Consider the following 22,135-nt stretch of genomic DNA (forward strand, 5'->3'; position numbering starts at 1 on the left):
GTGATCGGCAGGGGGGCCCTGCCCGAAATGACACATTCTCGATAGGCAGGCGATCCATGTCGAATACCAGCATGCGCGGCAAGCTCGTTCTCGTGACGGGCGGTGCGAAAAACGTGGGCAAGGCGATCTGCAGGCGGTTCGCCGAGCAGGGCGCGCACGTGATCCTGAATTTCTTCCACTCGCTCGACGCGTCGAAGGAGACCGCGGAGGAACTGCGCGCGCTCGGCGCGACGGTCGACGTGATCCGCGCGTCGGTCGCGCAGCAGGCGCAGGTCGACCGGATGTTCGACGAGATCGAACGGCGCTACGGCCGCCTGGACGTGCTCGTCAACAACGCGGCGTCCGGCGCGCTGCTCGGCGTCGACGAGATCGGCGCCGAGCATTTCGATCGCGCGCTCGATACCAACCTGAAAGGCGCGTTCTGGTGTGCGCGACGTGCCGCGGCGCTGATGGCGCGCTCGGGCGGCGGCGCGATCGTCAACGTGTCGTCGGTGGGGGCGACGCTCGTGCCGGCGAACTATCTCGTCGTCGGCACCGCGAAGGCGGCGCTCGAGTCGCTCACGCGCTATCTCGCGGTCGAGTACGCGGGCCGTGACATACGCGTGAACGGCGCATCGTCCACGCTGATCGACGGCGACGTCGCCGCGCAGTTTCCGGACCCGGAGAACACCAAGCGCTCGAGCATCGCGGCGACGCCGCTCAAGCGACTCGCGCGCGCGGAAGACCTCGCGGATCTCGTCGTGTTTCTCGCGTCGGACGCGGCGCGCTGGATCACCGGGCAGGTGGTCGTCGCGGACGGCGGGCTGTCGCTGTGCAGCGAGGGATTGTCGCCGCGCGCGGAATGGGCGACGGCGGCGCCGGCTGCGAATGCGGGCGACGATACGGTTGCCGCGGCCGCGCGGACGGCACACGCACCGGCCGCACGGGCCGATCACGCCCCCGCCGGCGACGACAGCGAGGATAGCGACGACATCGCCGTGGTCGGCATGGGCGTCGCGCTGCCCGGCGCGAGCGATCCGGAAGCATTCTGGCGCGCGCTGCTGGACGGCCCCGAGCTGTTCGGCAACGTGCCGCCGGATCGCTGGGATTACCGCTCGTTCTACTCGCCCGATACGTCGGCGGAGGACAAGAGCTATCAGTCGCGCTCGGTGTTCATCGAGCGGTTCGAGCCGTGCCCGACGGTGCGCGCGGAGCTCGACGCCGGCACCGCGCCGCGAGAGCTGACGACGCTGTGGCTGCGCCACGCGCTGTGCCAGTCGCTTGTCGGCGTGACGCTGCGCGACGCCGATCGCGTCGCGTTCCTCGTCGGCTATACGGCCGACGGCAGCCAGCATCTCGAAGAGGGCATGGTGCTGGCCGCTGCCCGCGAGCGCCTGAACGCGGTGCTGATCGACGCGGGTGTCGATGCGGCCGAGCGCGCGCGTCGCGTGGCCGCGATCGATGCGGTGCTGAGCGCGCGCTATGCGCGCGGCGCCGGCGAGCTCGCCTCGTTCTTCCCGCACCGCGTCGGCCTGAACGCGATGAAGGGCGTGCTGCCGGACGACGCGCAAACCATGATGGTCGATACCGCCTGTTCGTCGTCGCTGTATTCGATCGATCTCGGGATCAAGGCGTTGCTGCTCGGCCAGCAGGACGTGGTCGCGTGCGGCGGTGCATTCGCGCTCGCGCCGCGCGGCTCGATCCTGTTCTCGAAGCTGCACGGGTTGTCGCGCAGCGGCGAGGTGCGGCCGCTCGATCGCAACTGCGACGGCGTGCTGTTCGCGGACGGCGCGGGCGTCGTGATCCTGAAGCGCGTCAAGCGCGCGCGCGCGGACGGCGACCGCATTCTCGGCGTGCTCAAATCGTTCGGCTCGTCGTCGGACGGCAAGGGCAAGGCGATCTATGCGCCGAATTCGGCCGGCCAGCGTATCGCGATCGACCGCGCGTACGCGCGCACCGCGACGGTGCCCGCCGACGTCGACTGGGTCGTTGCGCACGCAACCGGTACGCCGGCCGGCGATCTCGCCGAATTCCAGAGCCTGCGGGATGCGATCCGGCGCGACCGGCCGGTGCAGCTGACGTCGAACAAGTCGCTGGTCGGACATACGGGCTGGGCGGCCGGCGTCGTGTCGGTGATCCAGGTGCTGCTCGGCTTGCGGCATCAGATGATCCCGCCGCAGCATCGCTTCAGCGAACCGCCGCCGGAGTTCGACCTTGGCGGCACCAGCCTGCGGATTCCGGTCGCGCCGGTACCGTGGCCGGCGCGGCGCGAATCGGCGCGCGTCGCCGCGGTGTCCGGGTTCGGCTTCGGCGGGACGAACGGGCACCTGATCGTGTCGGAATACCGCGAGGATCTGCCGGCCGGCGCGGCGAGCGGCCGCTTCAAGCGCGAGCCGCTCGCGATCGTCGGATGGTCGGCGAAGTTTCCCGGCCTCGACGACGACGCGCAGGTCGCAGCCTGGCTGCGCGGCGAAGGCCGCGCGCCCGACGCGAGCTTCGGGGTCGGCTATCCGCTGCCGAGCTTCGCGCGCGTGAAGATGCCGCCGGCCGTGCTGCGCGCGCTCGACCGCTGCCAGCTGATGGCGCTCGATGCCGCACACGACCTGCGCGAACGCCTCGGCCCGTTCTGGCGCGAGCACGCGGACACGATCGGGCTCGTGATGGGGCACATGGGGCCCACGCGCAACGCGGCGCTCTACGCGAGCCGCTGCTATCTCGACGACATCGCGACCGCGGTGCTCGACGCGACGCGGCCGGACGAGCGCGCGGCGACCGAACGCCTCCTGAACGGCCTGCGCGAGGCGACGAAGCAGCTCGTCGCGCCGACGACCGAGAATTCGTTCCCGGGGATGATGCCGAACGTGATTCCGGCGCGCGTCGCGAATTATCACGACCTGCACGGGATGAACATGACGGTCGACGCGGGGCATGCGTCGACGCTGGCCGCATTCGAGGCGGCCGAGCGCTTTCTGTGCAGCGGCGAACTCGACATGGCGATCGTCGGCGGGATCAACGGCAACTCGGCGGAAGAAGTGCGCCCGGCGTTCGACCTGCCGCTCGCGGAAGGCATCGTGCTGTTCGCGGTGACGACCGTGCGGCGGGCGCAGGCCGAAGGGCTGCCGGTGTTCGCGGTGGTCGGCGGCGGCGACGCGCGGGCGGCCGTCGAACCGGCCGCGCCGCGCGACGCAATGGGCCGCGCGGTCACCTATGCGGGCGCCGACTCGGCGATTGACGTGCTGCGCGCGGTCGTCGCGCGTGAGGCCGGCACGACGCTCACGCGCGACAGCGGCCGCGATCGTGCGCGCTATGCGCTGCACGTCGCCTGCGACTGCGCGGGCACGCAAGCGGCCGCGTCAGGCGAGGCGCATGGCGCGGCGACGCATGAGCTGTCTGCCCACCGGGCGGCGCCAGCCGCCGCTGCGGTCGCGCCGGCCGACCCGTGCACCGCACCCATTTCCCCCGGCGCCTTGCTGCACGGCACGCTGCGCCGGACCGGCGTCGCGGCCGACGGCGAGCCGCTCGGCGTCGCGCGTTACCGGATCGAATGGCGCGACGCGCCGTGGCGGCCCGCGGGGCAGTCGACGCCGTTCATCACGCCGCGCTGCGTGATCGTGACCGACATGCCGGAAGTCCTGGCCGCGCAGGCCGAGCCGGGGCCCGGTTGCGTGGTGCTGTCGACGCGGCCGTTCGCCGCCCGCAGGCCGGGCTGGCACTGGATCGAGCGGATCGACGCGGCGGCGCTCGACACGCAGCCCGACGACATCGGCCACGTGCGCGTGCTGACGTCGCTCGACGCCGGCGCGCTCGCACCGGACGCCGCCGCGCCGGCCGCACCCGCGCGGCTCGCATTGCACGACCTCGCGTTCCTCGCGATCAAGCGTTGCCACGACGCACTCGAGCGCGACGGCACGTTCGTCGCGTTGCTGCTCGACGCGCTCGTGGGCGACGTGCCGCATCCGGATGCCGGCCTGTTCACGGGCCTCGTGAAGGCGCTCGCGATCGAGATGCCGAAAGCCCGCCCGGTCGCGGTGCTCACCGATGCACGCACGCTGCCCGATGCGTTGCGCGATGCCGAGCGCGAGAGCGGCGCACGGCACTGGCTGCCGGTCGTCGCATTGGGCGCGGGGCGGCGCCGCACGCCGCGCGTGATCGAGGAAGCAGGCGAGTTGCGTGCCGACGAGCGGCTGTCGCTTGGCCAGGACTCGGTCGTCGTCGCGATCGGTGGGGCGCGCGGGATCACCGGCGAGCTGATGAAGACGCTCGCCGCGCACGTGCGCCCGACGCTGTACCTGATCGGCAGCAGCGCGCTCGACGTGGTCGATGCGGCGTGGCTCGAGATGGACGACGAAGCGTTCGCGAAGAGTCGCCCCGATTACATTCGCCAGCAGAAGGCGCTGCATCCGGAACGGCCGTTGCCGGAAATCATCCGCGCATTCGAACGGCGTGCCGACGCGCGCACGGCGTGCATCAACATCGAAGCGATGCGCGCGTTCAGCGGCGCGCATCGTGTGACCTACGTGCGCGCCGACGTGCTGGACCCGGACAGCGTGAAGACGGCCATCGACGCGATCCTCGCACGCGAGCCGCGCGTCGACCTGCTGGTCAACGCGGCCGGGTTGAACCGTTCGGCGTCGGTGCGCGTGAAGTCGCTCGACGACTTCGTCGCGGTGCGCGACATCAAGGTGCGCGGCTACTGGAACCTGCGCCGTGCGTTCGGCGCGCGGCAGCCGCGGCTGTGGTGCAACTTCGGGTCGTTCATCGGCCTGACGGGCCAGGCCGGCGAAACCGACTACGCGTCGGGCAACGACTTCCTGAACACGCAGGCGTCGTATCACCGCACGGCGCTCGGCCACGACGAATTCACGATCGGCTGGACGCTGTGGCGCTCGGTCGGGCTCGGCGCGAATCCGGTCACGCGCGCGTTCCTGGAGAAGAGCGGGTTGTTCACGAGCATGCGCACCGCGGAAGGGCAGCATCACTTCATGCGCGAGCTCGGGCTCGGCGAGCGCGCGGCGATGTCCGTCCATCTCGGCGATGCCGAGCGACGTGCGATCGAAACGCATCTGCCCGGTTACTTCGAAACCGACGAACCGGCGCCGGCCGCGGCGTGCGCGCCCGATTTCTATCTCGGCCGCGAGCTCGCGCGCAGCGCCGACAGCGTGACGTTCGAGCGCGTGTTCGATCTCGAGCGCGACGCGTACCTGCAGCATCACGTCGTCAACGGCTTCCCGACGCTGCCCGGCACGTTCGTGCCCGAAGTGGCTGCCGAAGCCGCGCTGCGGCTCGTGCCGGGCCTCAAGGTGGTCGGTTTCGCGGACGCGACCTTCCTGCACTTCCTGCGTGTCTACGATGCGAAGCGGCCGAGCGTGAAGCGCATCCATGCGCGGATCGTGTCGCGCGACGCCGACGCCGTGCTGGTGCACGTGCGGATTGCCGGCGACGTGCTGGCGCCGGGCGGCCAGGTACTCGTGCGCGACAAGCCGCACTTTGAGATCACCGTGCGTCTCGCCGAGACCTACCCGCCGGCGCCAGTGTGGAGCGAACCGGCGGTCGGCACGTTCACGCCCGTCGCCGATCCGTATCACTTCGACGCGGCGCCGGTACGGCTGACCGGCATGTTCGTGTCGACGTCCGACACCGGCATGAGCGAAACGGGCAAGCATGCGCGTTTCCGTCTGAACGTACCGGACGGCGATCCGGTGTTCTCGCGTTTCGTGGTGCCGAGCATCCTGCTCGACGGGCTCGCGCGCGTGGCGGCGCTCGATCATGTCGCAGGAGACTACATCCCGCTCGCGGCGCCGATGTCGATCGGCCGCATCGATCTGTACGAAGCCGGCAACGACTGCGAGCTGTCGGCCCGCCACGCGTCGATCGCGCTGCGCGTGACGCCGCGCGCGTTCGCGCTCGAGGGGCCGGCAAGCAGCGGCAACCGGTTCGTCGCGGTGCGCCCGGACGGCAGGGTCCTGATGCAGATGCGCGACGTGACGGGCATCGTGATCGGCTACGTGCATCGCGTGACGGGCGCGTTCGCCGCGCGTGGCGAAGTCGACGCGCAACGCGCGGCGCAGGCGGCTGCCGAACAGGTGTCCGCATGAGCACGAAGCGTCTCGCGCCCGGCCCGCGCGGCAGCGTCGTGATGGGCAATCTGGCGCAATACAAGCGCAATCCCGTCACGATGCTGCTGAAGCTGCAGCAGCAGTACGGCGACGTCGCCCGCAACCGCCTCGGGCCGTTCCTCACGCATGCGCTCGCGCATCCGGACGGCGTCCAGCACGTGCTGCAGGACAATCACCGCAACTACGTGCGCGGCCGCTTCTACGACAACTTCAAGATGTTCTTCGGCGACGGGCTGCTGACGACCGACGGCGAATTCTGGCGGCGTCACCGGCGCGTCGTGCAGCCGCTCTTTCACCGCAAGCAGGTGGACGCGCACACGGCCGCGGTCGGCGACGCGGCGCTCGCGCTCGTCGAGCGCTGGTCGAGGCGGCCCGCGCATGCGCCGTTCGACGTCGTCGAGGACATGATGCACGTGAGCCTGCGCATGCTCGGGCTGATGCTGTTCAACGCGGACATCTCGCGGCACGCGGACGAGGTCGGGCCGGCCGTGCGCTTCGGCATCGAGGCGATGATGCCGCAGGGCAACCTGAACGATTTCGTGCCGCGCTGGATGCCGACGCCGTTCAATCGCCGGATCGCGCACGCGCGCCGCGGCATCGACACGATCGTCGACGCGATCGTCGCCGGGCATCGCGCGGGGCGCAGCGAGCCGAGCGACGTGATTTCGCTGCTGCTCGCCGCGCGCGACCCCGACACGGGCGCGCCGCTGACCGAGCGCGAGGTGCACGACGAGGTGATGACGGTGTTTCTCGCCGGCCACGAAACGACCGGAAGCGGCATGGCGTGGGGGCTCCATGCGCTCGCGCAGCATCCGCACGTGCTGCGCCGGCTGCGCGAGGAGCTCGACGCGGTGCTCGGCGGGCGCGCGCCCGACGCGGGCGACCTCGAGCGCCTGCCGTATCTGGTGCAGACCGTCGACGAGATCCTGCGCCTGTATCCGCCGATCTGGGGCTTCACGCGCGATCTGGTCGACGACGACGAAATCGGCGGCTATCACGTGCCGGCCGGCTCGTCGGTGTTCATGTCGCCGTACGTCACGCATCGTCATCCGGCGCTGTGGGCCAACCCCGACGCATTCGATCCGGAGAACTTCGGATCGCACGCGCCGGCGCGGCACAAGTATGCGTATTTCCCGTTCGGCGGCGGCATGCGCAAGTGCATCGGCTATCAGACCGCGCTGCTGCAGATGCGCGTGCTGATCGCGGTCGTCGCGCAGCACGTCGACCTGAGCGCGGTGCCGGGGCATTCGCTCGAGACCGGTGCGACGATCTCGCTGCGCCCGCGCGACGGAATCCGAATGATCGCGAAGCCGCGCTCGCGCGAACGGGTGCCGACGCAGCAAACGGTACGCGACGCGAGTGTGCCGGCCGGGCGCACAGCTGCGTGTCCGTTCACGGGCACGCCAGCGCGACACGTGCAAGCAGGCGCGCCCGAGTCGTCGTGGCAGGGGCCCGATGCGGCGCAACCGGCGAGCGCGGCATCACCCACGCGCACGCCGACGCCCGTGCAGCCCGCCGGCCCGACGCTGGCTCCGGACGTGCTGGCTTTTTTGCAGCGCGACTTGACGACGTACGACGCACGGCAGCGTACCGACGCAGCGCCGACACACCGCTTCACGTGGCGGCCGGTCGAGATCGAGCCGTTGCCCGACGTGCCGGCGGCCGAACTGAGCGGCAAGCGGATCGCGATCGTCAACGGTCTCGGCCGCACGGTCGAGCGCGTGGTGGCGGCGCTGCTGCGCGCGTGCGCGAAGCCGAGCGTGTTCGCGCCGGCCGACGGCGTCGATCCGGCGAGCGCCGCGATCGCGTTCGTCGCGCAGTCGGGGCCGTTCGACGGCATCGTCGATCTCGGCGTCGAGGCGCCGTTCTCGCTCGACGGACGCGACCAGTGGGAGGCGCCGTTGCGCCGCACGGTCGCGTTGCTGCAGGCGTGCTACGGCGACTGGGCGCAGGAGGAATCGACGTCGCGGCTGTTTTATCTCGCGCTCACGTGGCAGGACGGGCTGATGGGCTACGGCGACGACACGCTCGTGCAGCCGCTCGGCGGCTTGTGGGCCGGGCTCGCGAAGACGCTGCCGCAGGAATTGCCGAACTGCAACGTGCGCGTGCTCGACATCGCGCCCGACGAGACGGGGCGCGTCGACCGATTGATCGTGCGCGAACTTTACCGCTGGGGGCGCTTCGAGGTCGGCCATCGCGGCGGGCGCCGCCATACGCTCGTCGCGAGCCGCGACGATCTGCCGGCGCACGCGGCGCCCGACTGGGGGCCGGGCGACGTCGTGCTGTTCTCGGGCGGCGCACGCGGGATCGGGTTCCTGGCCGCCTGCGAGATCGCGAAACGTCACCGCTGCACGGTGATCGTCACCGGCCGCGACGCGTTGCCGGCCGGCGACGAGCCGTGGCTCGCGCTCGACGACGCCGGCTTCAAGCGTTACGGGCTCGACCTGCTGCGCCAGGCGACGCCGGAGCGGCCGCCGAAGGCGATCCGGCACACGTTGCGGCAGCTCGAACGGCGTCGCGAACTGAAGGCGTCGCTCGACGCGGTGGCCGCGCTCGGCCTGCCGGTGCACTACCGCATATGCGACGTGACCGATGCAGCCGCGGTGCGCGCGCTGTGCGACGAATGCGGCGATCGGCTGCGCGGCGTGATCCACAACGCCGGCATCGACCAGCCGGTGCGGTTGTCGCGCAAGCGCGCCGACGAATTCCTCGGCACCGTGCGCGTGAAAGTGCTCGGCTTCATGAATCTTTACGCGGCGGTGCGCGAGCGGTCGCGCGTCGACTGCTTCGTCAACGTCGGCTCGCTGACCGGCCGCTGGGGCGGGATGACGGGCGAGACCGACTATGCGGCGGCGAACGAGGCGCTTGCGCGGCTCGGCTGGTGGGCGCGACGCGACGCCGGCAAGCGCAGCGTGAAGACGCTCGCGTGGCCGACGTGGAACGGTGTCGGGATGATCACGAACCTTGCCGTCACGCGGCGCTACGTGACGCCGATGCGCATCGACGACGGCGTGCGTCACTGGCTCACGGAGCTCGCGGCGCCCGTGGCGTCCGCGGCGTCCGATAGCGGCGAACCGATGTACATGGGCGCGGTCGGCCGCGCGCTGACGCCGATCCAGTTGCGCGGCTTCGACGCGGTCGACGGCTTGCCGAATCTCGGCGAACTCGCGACGCGCCGGCATCACGCGGGCGAGCCGACACGATTCCGGCCGTTCGCGTTCTTCTCGACGCGCTATCGCACGGCCGGCGCACCCTATACGCGCGCATTCCGCTTCGGCGCTCGCGCGGCGATGCCCGCGTCGCTGCTGCTCGAGCATGCGCGCGTGGTGGCCGACTGGGTCGCGCCGCCCGACGGCGAGCCCGCCTACCTGCACGAAGCCGTCGACGTGACGATCGCGCTCGATGCGCTCGCCGACGCGCTCGACGCGCGCGGCGACGTCGTGCTCGACACCGACGCGGCGGGCCGCACGGCGGATGACGGCTGGCGCGTGACGGTCCGCTGCGCATCGGTGGCCGGCCGCGCGTTGCTCGATGCGACGTTCGTGTATCGCAGCCGTCCGCCGGCAGGCTCGATGGTGTCGTTGCCGCGCGATGCGCAACGCGATGCGTCGCGGCCGGTCACGCGCGCGAGCTGGCGCGGCGACTTGCTGCCCGACGCGTGCTGGCGCGATGGAATCGGGCAGGCGCCGGCCGCCGACGCCGACGCGTTGTGGCGTGCGTCGTCCGACGGGGCGGGCGCGGGCGACGACGCGCCGTGCCCGCAGCTCTGGCTGCCCGTCAACCATCTGGAAAACGTGTTGCGCGTGCTGCTCGGCGCGTGGCCCGACGACGGCGAACCGCCGCGCACGTGGCGCATCGGCGGCATCGTGTTCGGCGCGGCGCAGCCCGGCGACGCCGAGATGCTGCTGCGCTATCCGCACGGCCGCTTCGCGATCGGCGATCGCGCGGGCGCGTCGATCGTCGATCTGCACGACGCTCGGCTCGCGGGCGCGACCGACGCGCAGGCCGTGGCCGCGTCGGTTCTTTGAACGGGAAGAGGAGATCCACCATGACGGAACGCAACGACGGCGCACGGTACTGCATCATCGGTGCGGGCGCGGCCGGGATTGCCGCCGCGAAGAACCTGCTCGCGGCCGGCATCGGCTTCGACGTGATCGAGCGCGAGGACGATGTCGGCGGCAACTGGTACTACGGCCGGCCGAGCGGCGCGGTGTATCGCTCGATCCACATGATCAGCTCGAAGCGGTTTTCCGAATACACCGATTTTCCGATTCCCGACGATTACCCGACCTACGCGCGCGGCGACCAGGCGCTCGCGTATCTGCGAGCGTACGCGCGGCGCTTCGGCGTGTACGACCGGATCGAGTTCGGCCGCTCGGTGCTCGAGATCGCGCCGGTTGCCGGCAGCACGCAGTGGCGCGTCGAACTGGATCGCGGCGAGGTGCGCACCTATCGCGGCGTGATCGTCTGCAACGGCCATCTGTCGCATCCGCAACTGCCCGACTATCCGGGCCGCTTCGACGGGCTGCAACTGCATTCGTCGCAGTACCGCACGCCGGAGATCTTCAGCGGCAAGCGGGTGCTGGTGGTGGGCGCCGGCAACTCCGGCTGCGACATCGCGGTCGAGGCCTCCCATCATGCACGCGCGGTGTTCCACAGCACGCGGCGCGGCTACTACTACTGGCCGAAATTCCTGTTCGGGATGCCGGCCGACGAGTGGGCCGAATGGCCGCTGCGGCTGCGCATGCCGCTGTGGGCGCGGCGTTTTTTCGGCGAGCGGCTGCTGCGCCTGACCACGGCCGGGCAGCCGGCGGACTACGGGCTGCGCAAGCCGGACCACAAGCTGTTCGAATCGCATTTCATCATCAACTCGACGCTGTTCTATCACCTGGGCCATGGCGACCTCGCCGCGCGGCCCGACGTGCGCGAGCTGAAGGGCGATCGCGTCGTGTTCGTCGACGGCAGCGAGGAGCCGGTCGACGTGATCGTGTACGCGACCGGCTACCGGCCGAGCTTTCCGTTCATCGACCAGGCGCATCTTCAATGGCCGAAGTCGCGGCCGTCGCTGTACCTGAACATGTTCGACGCGCAGCACCGCGACCTGTTCTTCATCGGGCTGTTTCAGACATCGACCGGCAACTGGCCACTGATGGACTATCAGGCGCAACTGCTCGCGCGCTACCTGCATGCACGCGAGGCGGCGCCGCGCAAGGCCGCGCGCCTGGACCGGCTGATCACGCGCGGCCGCTCGGACTGGAGCGGCGGCATCGCGTTTCATCGCACGCCGCGGCACGTGATCGAGGTCGAGCATTTCGCCTACCGGCTGCAGTTGCGGCGGCTGATCCGCGGGCTGCCGGCCGTACCCGGCGCCCACGCCGGCGCGAGCGCGTCGCAAGCGGCGCCGGTGCGGCACGTGCGCGCGGGAGGGGCGTCGTGAGTCTCGTGACCGTCGAACACCTGTCGAAGACCTACCTGCTCGACAGCGTGCGCGTGACCGGGCTCGCCGACGTGTCGGCGACGCTCGACGCGGGCCGCTTCACCGTGCTCAGCGGCCCGTCGGGAAGCGGCAAGACGACGCTGCTGAACATGATCGGCTGCATCGACCGCCCCGACAGCGGACGCGTGACGATCGCGGGCCAGGACACCGCGTCGCTATCCGACGACGCGTTGTCGGATTTTCGTGCGCGCCACGTCGGCTACGTGTATCAGACGTTCAACCTGCTGCCGGTGCTGTCCGCGTACGAGAACGTCGAGTATGCGCTGCTGATGGCGGGCTGGGCGCCCGCGCGGCGCGCGGCGCGGGTGCGGGACCTGCTCGATGCGGTCGGGCTGGCCGACAAGGCGCGGCACCGGCCGAGCCAACTGTCGGGCGGCCAGCGCCAGCGGGTCGCGATCGCACGGGCGCTCGCTGCCGAGCCGGCGATGGTGCTCGCGGACGAGCCGACCGCGAACCTCGACAGCGCGACCGGGCACGCGATCATCGAACTGATGCGCGCGATCCAGCGCGAGCGCGACGTGTCGATCATCGTGTCGTCGCACGATCCGCAGGTCGTGCGCGTCGCCGACGAGGTGATCCGGATCCTCGACGGCCGCATCGTCGGCCACGACCGCGGCGGCGACGATGCCGCGGCGCAGGAGGCAGGCCGATGACCCATACGCTGATGCTCGCGCTGCGCAACCTGCAGCGCAACCGCCGGCGCTCGCTGACCACGCTGCTCGCGATGATCGTCGGCGTCAGCGCGATCCTGCTGTTCGGCGGCTTCAGCCGCGACATCACGCTCGGCCTGCAGACCGACTTCGTGCAGCGCAGCGGCCATCTGCAGATCCAGCGGCAGGGCTATTTCCTGTACGGTACGGGCGACCCGGCCGCGTACGGCATTCGCCGCTACCCGGCGCTGATCGAGCAACTGCGGCGCGATCCGCTGCTCGCTCCGCTGCTGCAGGTCGTCACGCCGACGCTGCAGTTCGGCGGGATCGCCGGCAATTTCGCGGCCGGCGTGTCGCGCACGGTGATGGGCTTCGGCGCGATTCCGGACGATCAGTACCGGATGCAGCAATGGAATGCGTACGGTTTTCCGCTGCGGCCGCGCGAATTCGCGTGGCGAGGCAGCGCCGACGACGCGGCGATCGTCGGCCTCGGCGTCGCGCGCGTGCTGCATCTGTGCGGGCCGCTGCACGTGCCGGATTGCCAGGACGCCCCGGCCGGGCCGGCCGAGCCGCCGGCCGACGCCCCGGCCGCGACCGCGCCGCCCGACGTGCTGGCGCTCGCGCAGGGCGAGGCCGGTGCGCGGCCGGCCGACGGCGGCGCGACCCATATCGAGGTGCTGACCGCGAGCGCGGGCGGGGCGCCGAACGTCGGCCGCTTCTCGGTCGTGAAGGCGGAGCAGCAGGGCGTGAAGGAACTCGACGACGTGTATCTCGCGGTGCGTCTGCCGCAAGCACAGCGGCTCGTCTACGGCGGCGCCGAACCGCGCGCGACCGCGATCGAGATCCAGCTCGCGCGCACGGCCGATCTGCCGGCGGCGCGCGCGCGCCTGGCGCAGTTGCTGCACGGCGGCTTCGACGGCCAGCCGCTCGACGTCGTCGACTTCGCGACGCTGAACCCGTTCTACGACCAGACCAACCGGATGTTCTCGGTGATCTTCGGTTTCGTGTTCGTGCTGATCAGCGCGATCGTGCTGTTCGTGATCAGCAACACGATGAGCACGGCGATCATCGAGCGCACGGTCGAGATCGGCACGCTGCGCGCGATGGGGATGCGGCGCGGCGGCATCCAGGCGCTGTTCGTCTGCGAAGGCGCGCTGCTCGGCGTGGCCGGCGCGTCGCTCGGCGTGCTGGTCGCGCTCGCGATCGCCGCGGCTGTCAATCACAGCGGGCTCGCGTGGACGCCGCCCGCGCGGATCGACGCCGTCGCGCTGACGGTGCGCGTGTGGGGCGAGTGGCGCTCCATCGCCGTCACGTTCGTCGGGCTCGCGTGCGTGGCCGGGCTGTCCGCGTGGCTGCCGTCGCGGCATGCGGCGCGGCTGTCGATCGTCGACGCGCTGCGGCATGTGTGATGCCGCCCGTGCATCGCGTGGTTCGTTCATTTCACTTTCGGGAGAGCGCACGTGCGTCGCCTGTTCGTTTCATGCTGTCTGAGTCTTTCGTTCCTGGCCGGCGTCGCGCCTGCGCAGCCGGCGCCCGATCCGCAGAAGGTGCTCGCGGCGAGCGACGCGATCCGCACGCCGGAGAAATCGTTCGTGCTGACCGCGACGCTCGTCGAGTACCGGTCCGGCAAGCAGGTCGACGGCAATACGCTGTCGATCTATTCGAAGCCCGATGCGCCGGGCGGCGCGTTCCGCACGCTGGTGCGCTTCGTCGCGCCGGCGCGCGACACGGGCAAGCTGATGCTGAAGAACGGCAACGACCTGTGGTTCTACGATCCGGCGAACCAGGCGAGCGTGCGGATCTCGCCGGACCAGCGGCTGCTCGGTCAGGCCGCGAACGGCGACGTCGTGACGGTCAATCTCGCGCACGACTATACGGCCGAGCTGAAGGGCATCGAGGACATCGCCGACGGCGACCGGCAGACGCGCCGCGCATACCGGCTCGCGCTCACCGGCCACGGCGACGGGCTGACCTACCGCCGCATCGAGATCTGGATCGACGCGGCGAACAGCCGGCCGCTGAAGGCGCGCTTCTATTCGGAAAGCGACCGGCTGCTGAAGACGGCGTTCTACCGGCGCTACACGATGCAGCTCGGCGTCGAGCGGCCGACCGAGACCGTCATCATCGACGGGCTCGACAGCAACTGGGTCACGGTCATGCGCTCTTCCGACTACGCATGGCGCGACATTCCCGATGGCTGGCTGCAGCGCGACTACCTGTCCCGCTTCCAGGCGCAATGACGGTGCGGCGTCGAGGCCGGATCACCGCGCTCGCGTGTGTGCTGCTGCCGGCGCTCGCGTGCGCGGCCGAGGCGGGCGGGGCGGTGGGGGCGGCCGGCATGGGCGGTGCGGGCGGCGTGGATACGGCCGCCGTGGATACGGCCGACGTGGATACGGCCGACGCCGCGGCGCTCACGCTCGCCGACCAGTCGCCCGCGCCGTTGGCCGATACCGCGAAGCCGTGGAAGCTGAACGTGCAGGACGCGTTGCGCACGAGCCGCTATCGCGACGGCGGCGATGCGGGCCGCAACCAGCTGTCGATCGAATTCGAATACGGGCAGTGGCTGACGCCGGCCTTCGCCGCGCACTTCTCGATGCGCTTCGACCGCTTCGATCCGCTCGGGACGTCGCGCACGTCGTCGCGCGACGTGACGCTCGTGAAGGAAGCGTATGCGAGCTGGCGTGCGTCGCCGGCGTTCGTCGTCGACGCGGGGCGCGTGAACGAGCGGCTCGGCGCGGCGATCGGCTACAACCCGACCGACTTTTTCCGCGCGGGCGCGGTGAGCCTCGACGTGCCGCCCGACCCGGACAGCCGCCATACGAACCGGCTCGGCACCGTCGCGCTGCGCGCGCAGCAGGTGTGGGACACGGGCTCCGTCGCGGCGCTGCTGTCGCCGCGGCTCGAACGCCGCGCCCTGCCGGGCGACGCGGCCGCGGCGTCCGACCTGCAGCGCACCAACGGCGTCGATCGCTGGATGCTCGTCGCGAGCCAGCGGTTCACCGCCGCGCTCCAGCCGCAATGGATCGTCTACGGCGAAAGCGGGCAGGCGCCGCAGTTCGGCCAGAACCTGAGCGTGCTGCTCGGCAACTCGGTGGTCGCGTACGTCGAATGGGCGGGCGGCTACCGGCGCTCGTTGATCGCGCGGGCGACCGGCGCGGGCCACGACAGCGCGTTTCGCACCAGTTCGTCGGTGGGCGCGACGTGGACGCTGCCGGTCGACCTGTCGCTGAGCGCCGAATTCCAGAGCAACGGCGGCGGCGCGGATGCCGCGCAGTGGCGATCGCTGCAGCGCGCGAACCCGTACGCGTGGGGCAGCGCGGTGCGCACGACCATTGCCGCGCAGGAGCTGCAGACCCGTCACGGCGTGTTCCTGATGGCGGCGTGGCGCAATGTCGGCGTGCGCCGTCTCGACCTGTCGGGTTTCATGCAGGCCGATCTCGGCGGCGGCCGGCAATACTGGGTCGAGCTGCGTCGCCGCTTCGACCGGTTCGACGTCGCGCTGCAGTGGCTGCGTCAGGACGGGCCGTCGTGGAGCCGCTTCGGTGCGATGCCGGAGTCGAGCAGCGTGCAGGTGCTGGGCATTTTCTATCGATGACGAGGCAGGGAGAATTCGAATGAGCAAACGTGCGCTTCAGGCGGCGACCGCCGTGCTTGCGCTGGTCCCGACGATCACAGGGGGGCTCGGCATGATGGGCATTCACGATCCGCTGTATGCGTCGCTCGGCATTGCGCTGCCCGCGGACGCGACGCTGGACGGCAACCTGCGCTTCTACGCGGGCGTGTGGTTCGGGCTCGGGCTCGCGGCGTTCTCGGTGATCCCGCGAATCGAGCGCCAGGGGCGATTGTTCGCGACGCTCTGGGCGATGATCTTTCTCGGCGGTATCGGGCGGCTGATTTCACTCGCGTCGCTCGGGCTGCCGTGGCCGCCGTTCGTCGGCTTCACGGCGCTCGAAGTCGTCGGCGCGCCGGCGTTCATCGCCTGGCAGCGGCACGTGGCCGCCCGCGCAACCGGGGAGCACGCACATGCATGACATCGACCGCTTCATCGACCGGCGCGCCGCGCTCGCGCGACGCCTGGCTCGCGTGTGCGCGCGCTTCCTGTCCCGCGCGGCGCTGCTCGCCTGCGTCGCGCTGGCTACGCCGCCGGCCGGCGCGCAGACGGCGGCCGGCGCCGCGCTCGACCACTACGCGGCCACCCGCTATCCGATCATCCTCGTGCACGGCCTGACCGGTACCGACGACTATTTCGGCGTCGTGCCGTACTGGTACGGCATGCAGGCCGACCTGCAACGGCATGGCGCGACCGTCTATGTCGCCGACCTGTCCGGTTTCCAGAGCGATCTCGGTCCCAACGGGCGCGGCGAGCAACTGCTCGCGTACGTGAAGCAGGTGCTCGCGGTCACGGGCGCGGCCAAGGTGAACCTGATCGGGCACAGCCAGGGCGGGCTGACGTCGCGCTACGTGGCGTCGGTCGCGCCCGCGCTGGTCGCGTCGGTCACGACGATCGCGACGCCGCATCGCGGCTCGCAGTTCGCCGATTTCGTGCTGGGCGCGCTGAAGCTCGACCCGACGGGCCTCACGACACCGGTGTTCGGCACGCTGCTGAACCTGTTCGGGATCCTCACCAGCGACAAGCACAATACGAACCAGGATGCGATCGCCGCGCTCAACGCGCTCGGGACGACGTCTACCGCGCAGTTCAACCGCTTGTTCCCGAGCCCGGGCCTCGGCGCCGGCGCGTGCGGCACCGGCGCACCGGCCGAGACGATCGGCGGCAACCTGCATCTGCTGTATTCGTGGAGCGGCGCCGCCTACCAGCCCGTTTCGCTGCTCGGCATCGTGACGGGGGCCGTCGACACCAGCGTGATTCCCGTCATCGACCCGGCCAATGTGCTGGATCCGTCGACGCTGATGTTCCTGACGGCCGGCAACGTCATGGCGCTGGCCGGCGCGGGGCCGAACGACGGCTTCACGTCGACCTGCAGCGCGCTGTTCGGCACGGTCATCTCGACGCGTTACCGCTGGAATCACTTCGACGCGATCAACCAGTTGCTCGGCATTCGCGGCGCGTATGCGGAAGATCCGGTCGCGGCGCTGCGCGTGCATGCGAACCGGCTGAAACTGCAGGGCGTGTGAGCGATGAGGACCGGGACGCTGTTGCAGCGCGCAGTGCTATATGGCGCGGCCGGCACGATCGCGGCGGCCGCGGTGTGGCACGCGCTCGGGCCGCCTGCGGTGCCGGCGGCCGTCGCGGGCGCCGCGCCCGCCATCGACGCCGGGGCGCCCGGCGCGGCGGCGGTGCGCCCGCCCACGGGCGCCGGGGCCGATGTCGCGCTGCCCGCGGCGCTGGCGGGGTCGAGTGCGCCGCGCCTGCCGGTCGGGCCGGACGGGCATCTCGCGAAGCGGCGCGCGGTGCGGGAATTCTTCGATTACTTTCTGCTCGCCCGGCACGATCTGACGCCGGCCGCGCTCGACGCGCTGGTGGCGCGCGCGCTCGCCGCGCAGCCGATCGGCCCGCTCGCGCAGCGCGATGCGCTCGACCTGTGGCCGCGCTATCGCGCGTGCGTCGCGGCGTTCGATGCGCAGCCGGGTGTCGCGTCGCCCGGCCCCGGCCTCGATCCGGACGCGATCGCGGGCGCGCTCGAGCGGCGCGCGTCGCTCGCGAGCCGTTGGCTCGGCGACTGGAGCCCGCCGTTTTTCGGCGACGAATTCCGGCAGCAGCGCGACGACCTCGAGCGAATCCGGATCGCGCGCGATCCGTCGCTCGGCGATGCGCAGAAGCGCGAACGTCTGGCCGCGCTCGATCAGTCGCTGCCGCCCGGCATGCGCGACGCACGCGAGCGGCTCGCGCGGCAGCGTGACGCGATCACGACGGTCGCACGGCTCGACGCGCAGCGCGCGACGCCCGATGCGCTGCGCGCGCAGCTCGGCGCCGACATCGCCGGGCGGGTCGTGCAGATGCAGCAGCGCGACGACGCCTGGCAAGCGCGCTATCGCGACTACACCGCTGAACGCACGCGGCTCGACGCGCAACACCTCGCGCCCGACGCACGCGACGCGCAGCTCGCGCAACTGCGACAGCGCGATTTTCCGGATCCGGCGGACGCGCTGCGCGCCGCGTCGCTCGACGCGGGCAGCACGTCCGGCGCCGCAGCCGCGCACTAGCGCGCGGCCTCACCCGATGTCGGCACGGCATGCCGGCGCGAGCCCGCTCATTCCACGCCCGTCATCGCGGAAGTGTGGGGCATGTCACTCAACCCGCATTATTTCCGATAATGAATTATTTTGATTTGCGGATGTAATCGCATTCCGGGGAATTGAATTTCATTGGTAATTTTCAATGATTCAAAAGGAATCCATTTTTGTTGAGCGGAGATTTAAGCGTTCAATGAATGATTGGCCGTGAAAAAACTCCCTGTGGCTGAATAAACTGTCAAATTACTTCATGTAACAAAGGCGGGGCGGCGCGAAGGACGGGCCTGCGTGATACCTTTTTGCTCAATGAAACCGGGATGAAAGCGTCAAAGCCGGGAAAACCGGAAAATCCATTCGGTTTAAAAGAGCATGAAGTTCGATGGCAGGGGCAGGGATACAACGTACGAGGTGCGCCGTGATACACGAGGCAAACAACGTCATCGAGTTGCCGCATGCACTTGGTGCCAATCATTTCCTGGCTGCGCTTGACGGAATGAAACTCGCGGAACTGGCGCCTCATCTGCAGCTGGCGAATCTCAAGACCGGCGAGGTGCTGTGCGAAGCCGGCGAGAACCCCGGTGCCGCCTATTTCCCCGTGACGGCGGGCATTTCGCTGCAGTACGCGTCAGGGGGCAAGGCGACGCTGAGTGTCGCGGAAATCGGCCGCGAGGGTGTCGTGTGCGACGACATCATCGGCAGTGTGATGCAGCGGCGCGTGGTCGTCTATCGCGGCGGCTTCGCCTACCGGCTGCCGTCACGCCGGTTCGCGCAAGCGTGCGACGCATCGGCCGCGATGCGGCGGCAGGTGTTCGCACGCATGCAGCTCGCGCTCTCGCAGGCGTCGCAAGTGATGTTCTGCAGCCGTCATCACGCGATGCGGCAGCAGCTCGGCCGATGGCTGTTGATCGCCTACGAGCGCTCGCGCAGCATCGAGATTCCCGTCACGCACGGCATGCTCGGCCAGTTGCTGGGCGTACGGCGCGAGACCGTCTCCGACACCACGCGGCAGCTCCACGAACTGGGCCTGATCCATCAGCACCGCGGCGCGATCGTGCTGTCGGATCTCGCGAATCTCGAACGGCACGGGTGCGACTGCCATCGCGTGATCCGGGACGAAGCGCGCCGCATCCTGGCGGTCGATGCCGTGGCGAATGCCGGCGTCGGGTCGTCGTGCCGGGTGAGGACGACCTAGCCGCCCCGGGGCGCGGCGAGCCACGCGGGCGCGGAGCAGGGAGAGGCATCGATGCCGGACGCCCGGCCGGTGGCGTCGACAATAATCAGAAAAGCAGCCATTCAGTATGGAAAACATGTCGAAGCGCCAGAGTGAGCGCAGCTCGTTTTACGTGTGGCCGTGGAGTCCGGCGCTGGGCATCCTGCCGATCGTTGTCGTGATCGTCGCGCTGGCGGGGTTCGTTGCGGTCAGCCTGATCGTGATCATGTCGCTGCGTGTGTATGTCGGCGGCGAGAGCAGCTGGTCGAAGGCGCAGAAGGATGAGGTGATCCTGCTGACGCGCTATGGCCAGACCGGCGACGAGAAGCTGTTCGGCGACTACCTGACGGCCGACCGGACCCTCACGTTTCTCGGCGTCGCGCGCCGCGCGATGGTCGGCGTGCCGGCGGATTCCGGCATCGCGCGCGCGGCGATGATCGCGGCCGGCATCAATCCCGTCGATGCGGCGGCGGTGGTGTGGTTCTATCCGCTCCTGAGCAGCTTCGCGAGCCTGAGCGTCGCGCTGCGGTACTGGGAGGACGCGGACCGGCAACTGGTCGACCTGCGCCGGCTTGCCGACGCGCTGCGCGAGGCCGTGCAGGCGGCCGACGTGCGCCGCACGCGCCGTCTGAACCGCGAGATCTGGGATCTCAATTCGCGCATCGAGCCGCTGCCGAAGCGCTTTTCCGACGAACTGAGCGCCGAATTCCGCTCGGCGGTGATCCAGCTGTTCCTGTCGTACCTCGTGGCGTCGCTGCTGATCCTCCTGCTGTCGGTGCGCTGGGCGAGTCGAGCGCGACGTCAGCAGCTGTCGATGCAGACGGAGCTCGACCGGAGCCAGGCGTTCGCGGAAGCCGCGCTGCGCTCGGTGGCCGACGCGATCATCACGATCGGCCTCACGCGCAGCATCGAGACGCTCAACCCGGCGGCCGAGCAACTGCTCGGCGCATCGTCGGACCAGTGCGTCGGCAAGCCGATCAACGACGTGCTGGACCTGATCGATACGTCGACCGGCATGTCGATCAAGCTGCTCGCGTCGTTCAGCAACAGCGGCGATCACACCTTCACGCGCGATCTCGACCTGATCCGCGGGTGCCGTTCCGCGGTGGCCGTGCGCGCCTCGCTGTCGAAGATGGACAACGCGGCGGGCCACTGCGTCGGATACGTGCTGATCCTGCGCGACATGTCGCGCGAATACCAGCTGATCGAGAAGCTGACCTGGCAGGCGTCGCACGATGCGCTGACCGGCCTCATCAACCGCTCCGAGTTCGAGCGGCGCCTCGGTGAAGCGCTGACGCAGCGCGCGGGCGGGATGCTGATGGTGCTCGATCTGGACGGCTTCAAGGAAATCAACGACGTATGCGGCCACGCGGCCGGCGACGCGCTGCTGCGCGACGCGACGGCGCTGTTCCGGCGCGGCCTCGACGACGCCGACGTGGTCGGTCGGCTTGGCGGCGACGAGTTCGGCATCCTGTTGCCGGCCGGCCGCGACGGTGTGCCGGACGGCGGCAAGGCCGAGCGGATCCACGCGAGCGTGGAGGATTTCACGTTCCGATGGGAAGGCGAGCCGTTCAAGATCAGCGTCAGCATCGGCGTGCTGGATCTCGCATGCCGGCCCGACAACGTCGAGACGGCGATGCAGATGGCCGATATCGCCTGCTATGTCGCGAAGGACCGCGGCCGCAATCGCGTGCACGTCGCCGATTCGCGCGACCTGAATTCGGGCCGCCAGGCGTATCACATGCAATGGAGCCGCCGCGTGAAGACGGCGCTCGAAACGGATTCGTTCCAGTTGTATGCGCAACGGATCGTGCCGATCCAGTCGGGACACGACGCGCAGGAACACGCGGAAATCCTGCTGCGCATCCCGGACGCTGACGGCAAGCTGATCTCGCCGGTGTTCCTGCCGGCCGCGGAGCGCTACGGCCACATGACGATGATCGACCGCTGGGTCGTGCGCACCGTGATCCGGCGCCTCGCGCGGCTCGAGCGGCGCCAGTACGTCGAATACAACGTGAACCTGTCGGCGATGTCGATTACCGACGAGCGCTTCGTCGAATTCGTGATGGCCGAGCTGTCGGCGTCGGCGCTCGATCCGTCGTTGCTGTGCTTCGAGATTACCGAGACGAGCGCGGTGCGCAACCTGGAAATCGCGTCGCGCTTCATGTGCGAGCTGCGCGATCTCGGCTGCCGGTTCGCGCTCGACGATTTCGGCGCCGGCATGTCGTCGTTCTCGTATCTGCGCCAGTTGCCGATCGACTATCTAAAGATCGACGGCGGCCTCGTGTCGAATATGACGTCCGACCACATCAAGCGCGGCATCGCGTGCGCGATCAACGACGTCGCGCACGTGCTGCAGTACCGCACCGTCGCCGAGCACGTCGAGGATACGGCGACGGCCGACATGCTGCGCGCGCTGGGCGTCGATTATTGCCAGGGCTATTACTTCGGCCGCCCCGCGCCCTGGCAGGAAGGGGGCTTTCATTGA

Annotated in this window: 12 protein-coding genes; all 12 read left to right on the forward strand. The window is 70.0% G+C overall.

Going from position 1 to position 22,135, the window contains the following annotated elements; genetic code table 11:
• Positions 1-56: 56 nt before the first annotated feature.
• Entirely contained in the window at positions 57-6,074 is a 6,018-nt protein-coding gene (locus CFB40_RS07075) for an SDR family oxidoreductase (RefSeq protein WP_089430901.1), read from the forward strand.
• Positions 6,071-10,123 carry a cytochrome P450 gene (locus CFB40_RS07080; protein ID WP_089430902.1) on the forward strand — a complete coding sequence of 1,351 codons (4,053 nt, stop codon included), beginning with the start codon at positions 6,071-6,073 and terminating at the stop codon, positions 10,121-10,123. Before CFB40_RS07075 ends, CFB40_RS07080 begins: the two co-directional genes overlap by 4 nt.
• Positions 10,124-10,143: 20 nt before the next feature.
• Positions 10,144-11,532, forward strand: a complete 1,389-nt coding sequence (locus CFB40_RS07085) for a flavin-containing monooxygenase (RefSeq protein WP_089430903.1) — start codon at positions 10,144-10,146, stop codon at positions 11,530-11,532.
• Positions 11,529-12,245, forward strand: a complete 717-nt coding sequence (locus CFB40_RS07090; protein WP_089425080.1) for an ABC transporter ATP-binding protein — start codon at positions 11,529-11,531, stop codon at positions 12,243-12,245. The genes CFB40_RS07085 and CFB40_RS07090 overlap by 4 nt, the downstream gene beginning before the upstream one ends.
• Positions 12,242-13,651, forward strand: coding sequence for an ABC transporter permease (locus CFB40_RS07095; protein WP_089430904.1), 1,410 nt, complete (start codon positions 12,242-12,244; stop codon positions 13,649-13,651). Before CFB40_RS07090 ends, CFB40_RS07095 begins: the two co-directional genes overlap by 4 nt.
• Before the next feature lie 51 nt (positions 13,652-13,702).
• Positions 13,703-14,482 (forward strand): outer membrane lipoprotein-sorting protein, encoded by a 780-nt coding sequence (locus CFB40_RS07100; RefSeq protein WP_089430905.1) that lies wholly within the window; start codon positions 13,703-13,705, stop codon positions 14,480-14,482.
• Positions 14,479-15,837, forward strand: coding sequence for a hypothetical protein (locus CFB40_RS07105; protein WP_179255256.1), 1,359 nt, complete (start codon positions 14,479-14,481; stop codon positions 15,835-15,837). Before CFB40_RS07100 ends, CFB40_RS07105 begins: the two co-directional genes overlap by 4 nt.
• A 19-nt stretch (positions 15,838-15,856) precedes the next feature.
• Complete coding sequence (locus CFB40_RS07110) at positions 15,857-16,273, forward strand: DUF4345 domain-containing protein (protein ID WP_089430906.1); 417 nt, start codon at positions 15,857-15,859, stop codon at positions 16,271-16,273.
• Positions 16,266-17,378 carry an esterase/lipase family protein gene (locus CFB40_RS07115; protein WP_089430907.1) on the forward strand — a complete coding sequence of 371 codons (1,113 nt, stop codon included), beginning with the start codon at positions 16,266-16,268 and terminating at the stop codon, positions 17,376-17,378. Before CFB40_RS07110 ends, CFB40_RS07115 begins: the two co-directional genes overlap by 8 nt.
• A 3-nt stretch (positions 17,379-17,381) precedes the next feature.
• Complete coding sequence (locus CFB40_RS07120) at positions 17,382-18,407, forward strand: lipase secretion chaperone (RefSeq protein WP_089430908.1); 1,026 nt, start codon at positions 17,382-17,384, stop codon at positions 18,405-18,407.
• Between the two features lie 445 nt (positions 18,408-18,852).
• Positions 18,853-19,629, forward strand: a complete 777-nt coding sequence (locus CFB40_RS07125; RefSeq protein WP_089430909.1) for a Crp/Fnr family transcriptional regulator — start codon at positions 18,853-18,855, stop codon at positions 19,627-19,629.
• Between the two features lie 106 nt (positions 19,630-19,735).
• Positions 19,736-22,135, forward strand: a complete 2,400-nt coding sequence (locus CFB40_RS07130) for a putative bifunctional diguanylate cyclase/phosphodiesterase (RefSeq protein ID WP_089430910.1) — start codon at positions 19,736-19,738, stop codon at positions 22,133-22,135.

Source organism: Burkholderia sp. AU31652, assembly GCF_002223155.1.
Classification (GTDB): domain Bacteria; phylum Pseudomonadota; class Gammaproteobacteria; order Burkholderiales; family Burkholderiaceae; genus Burkholderia.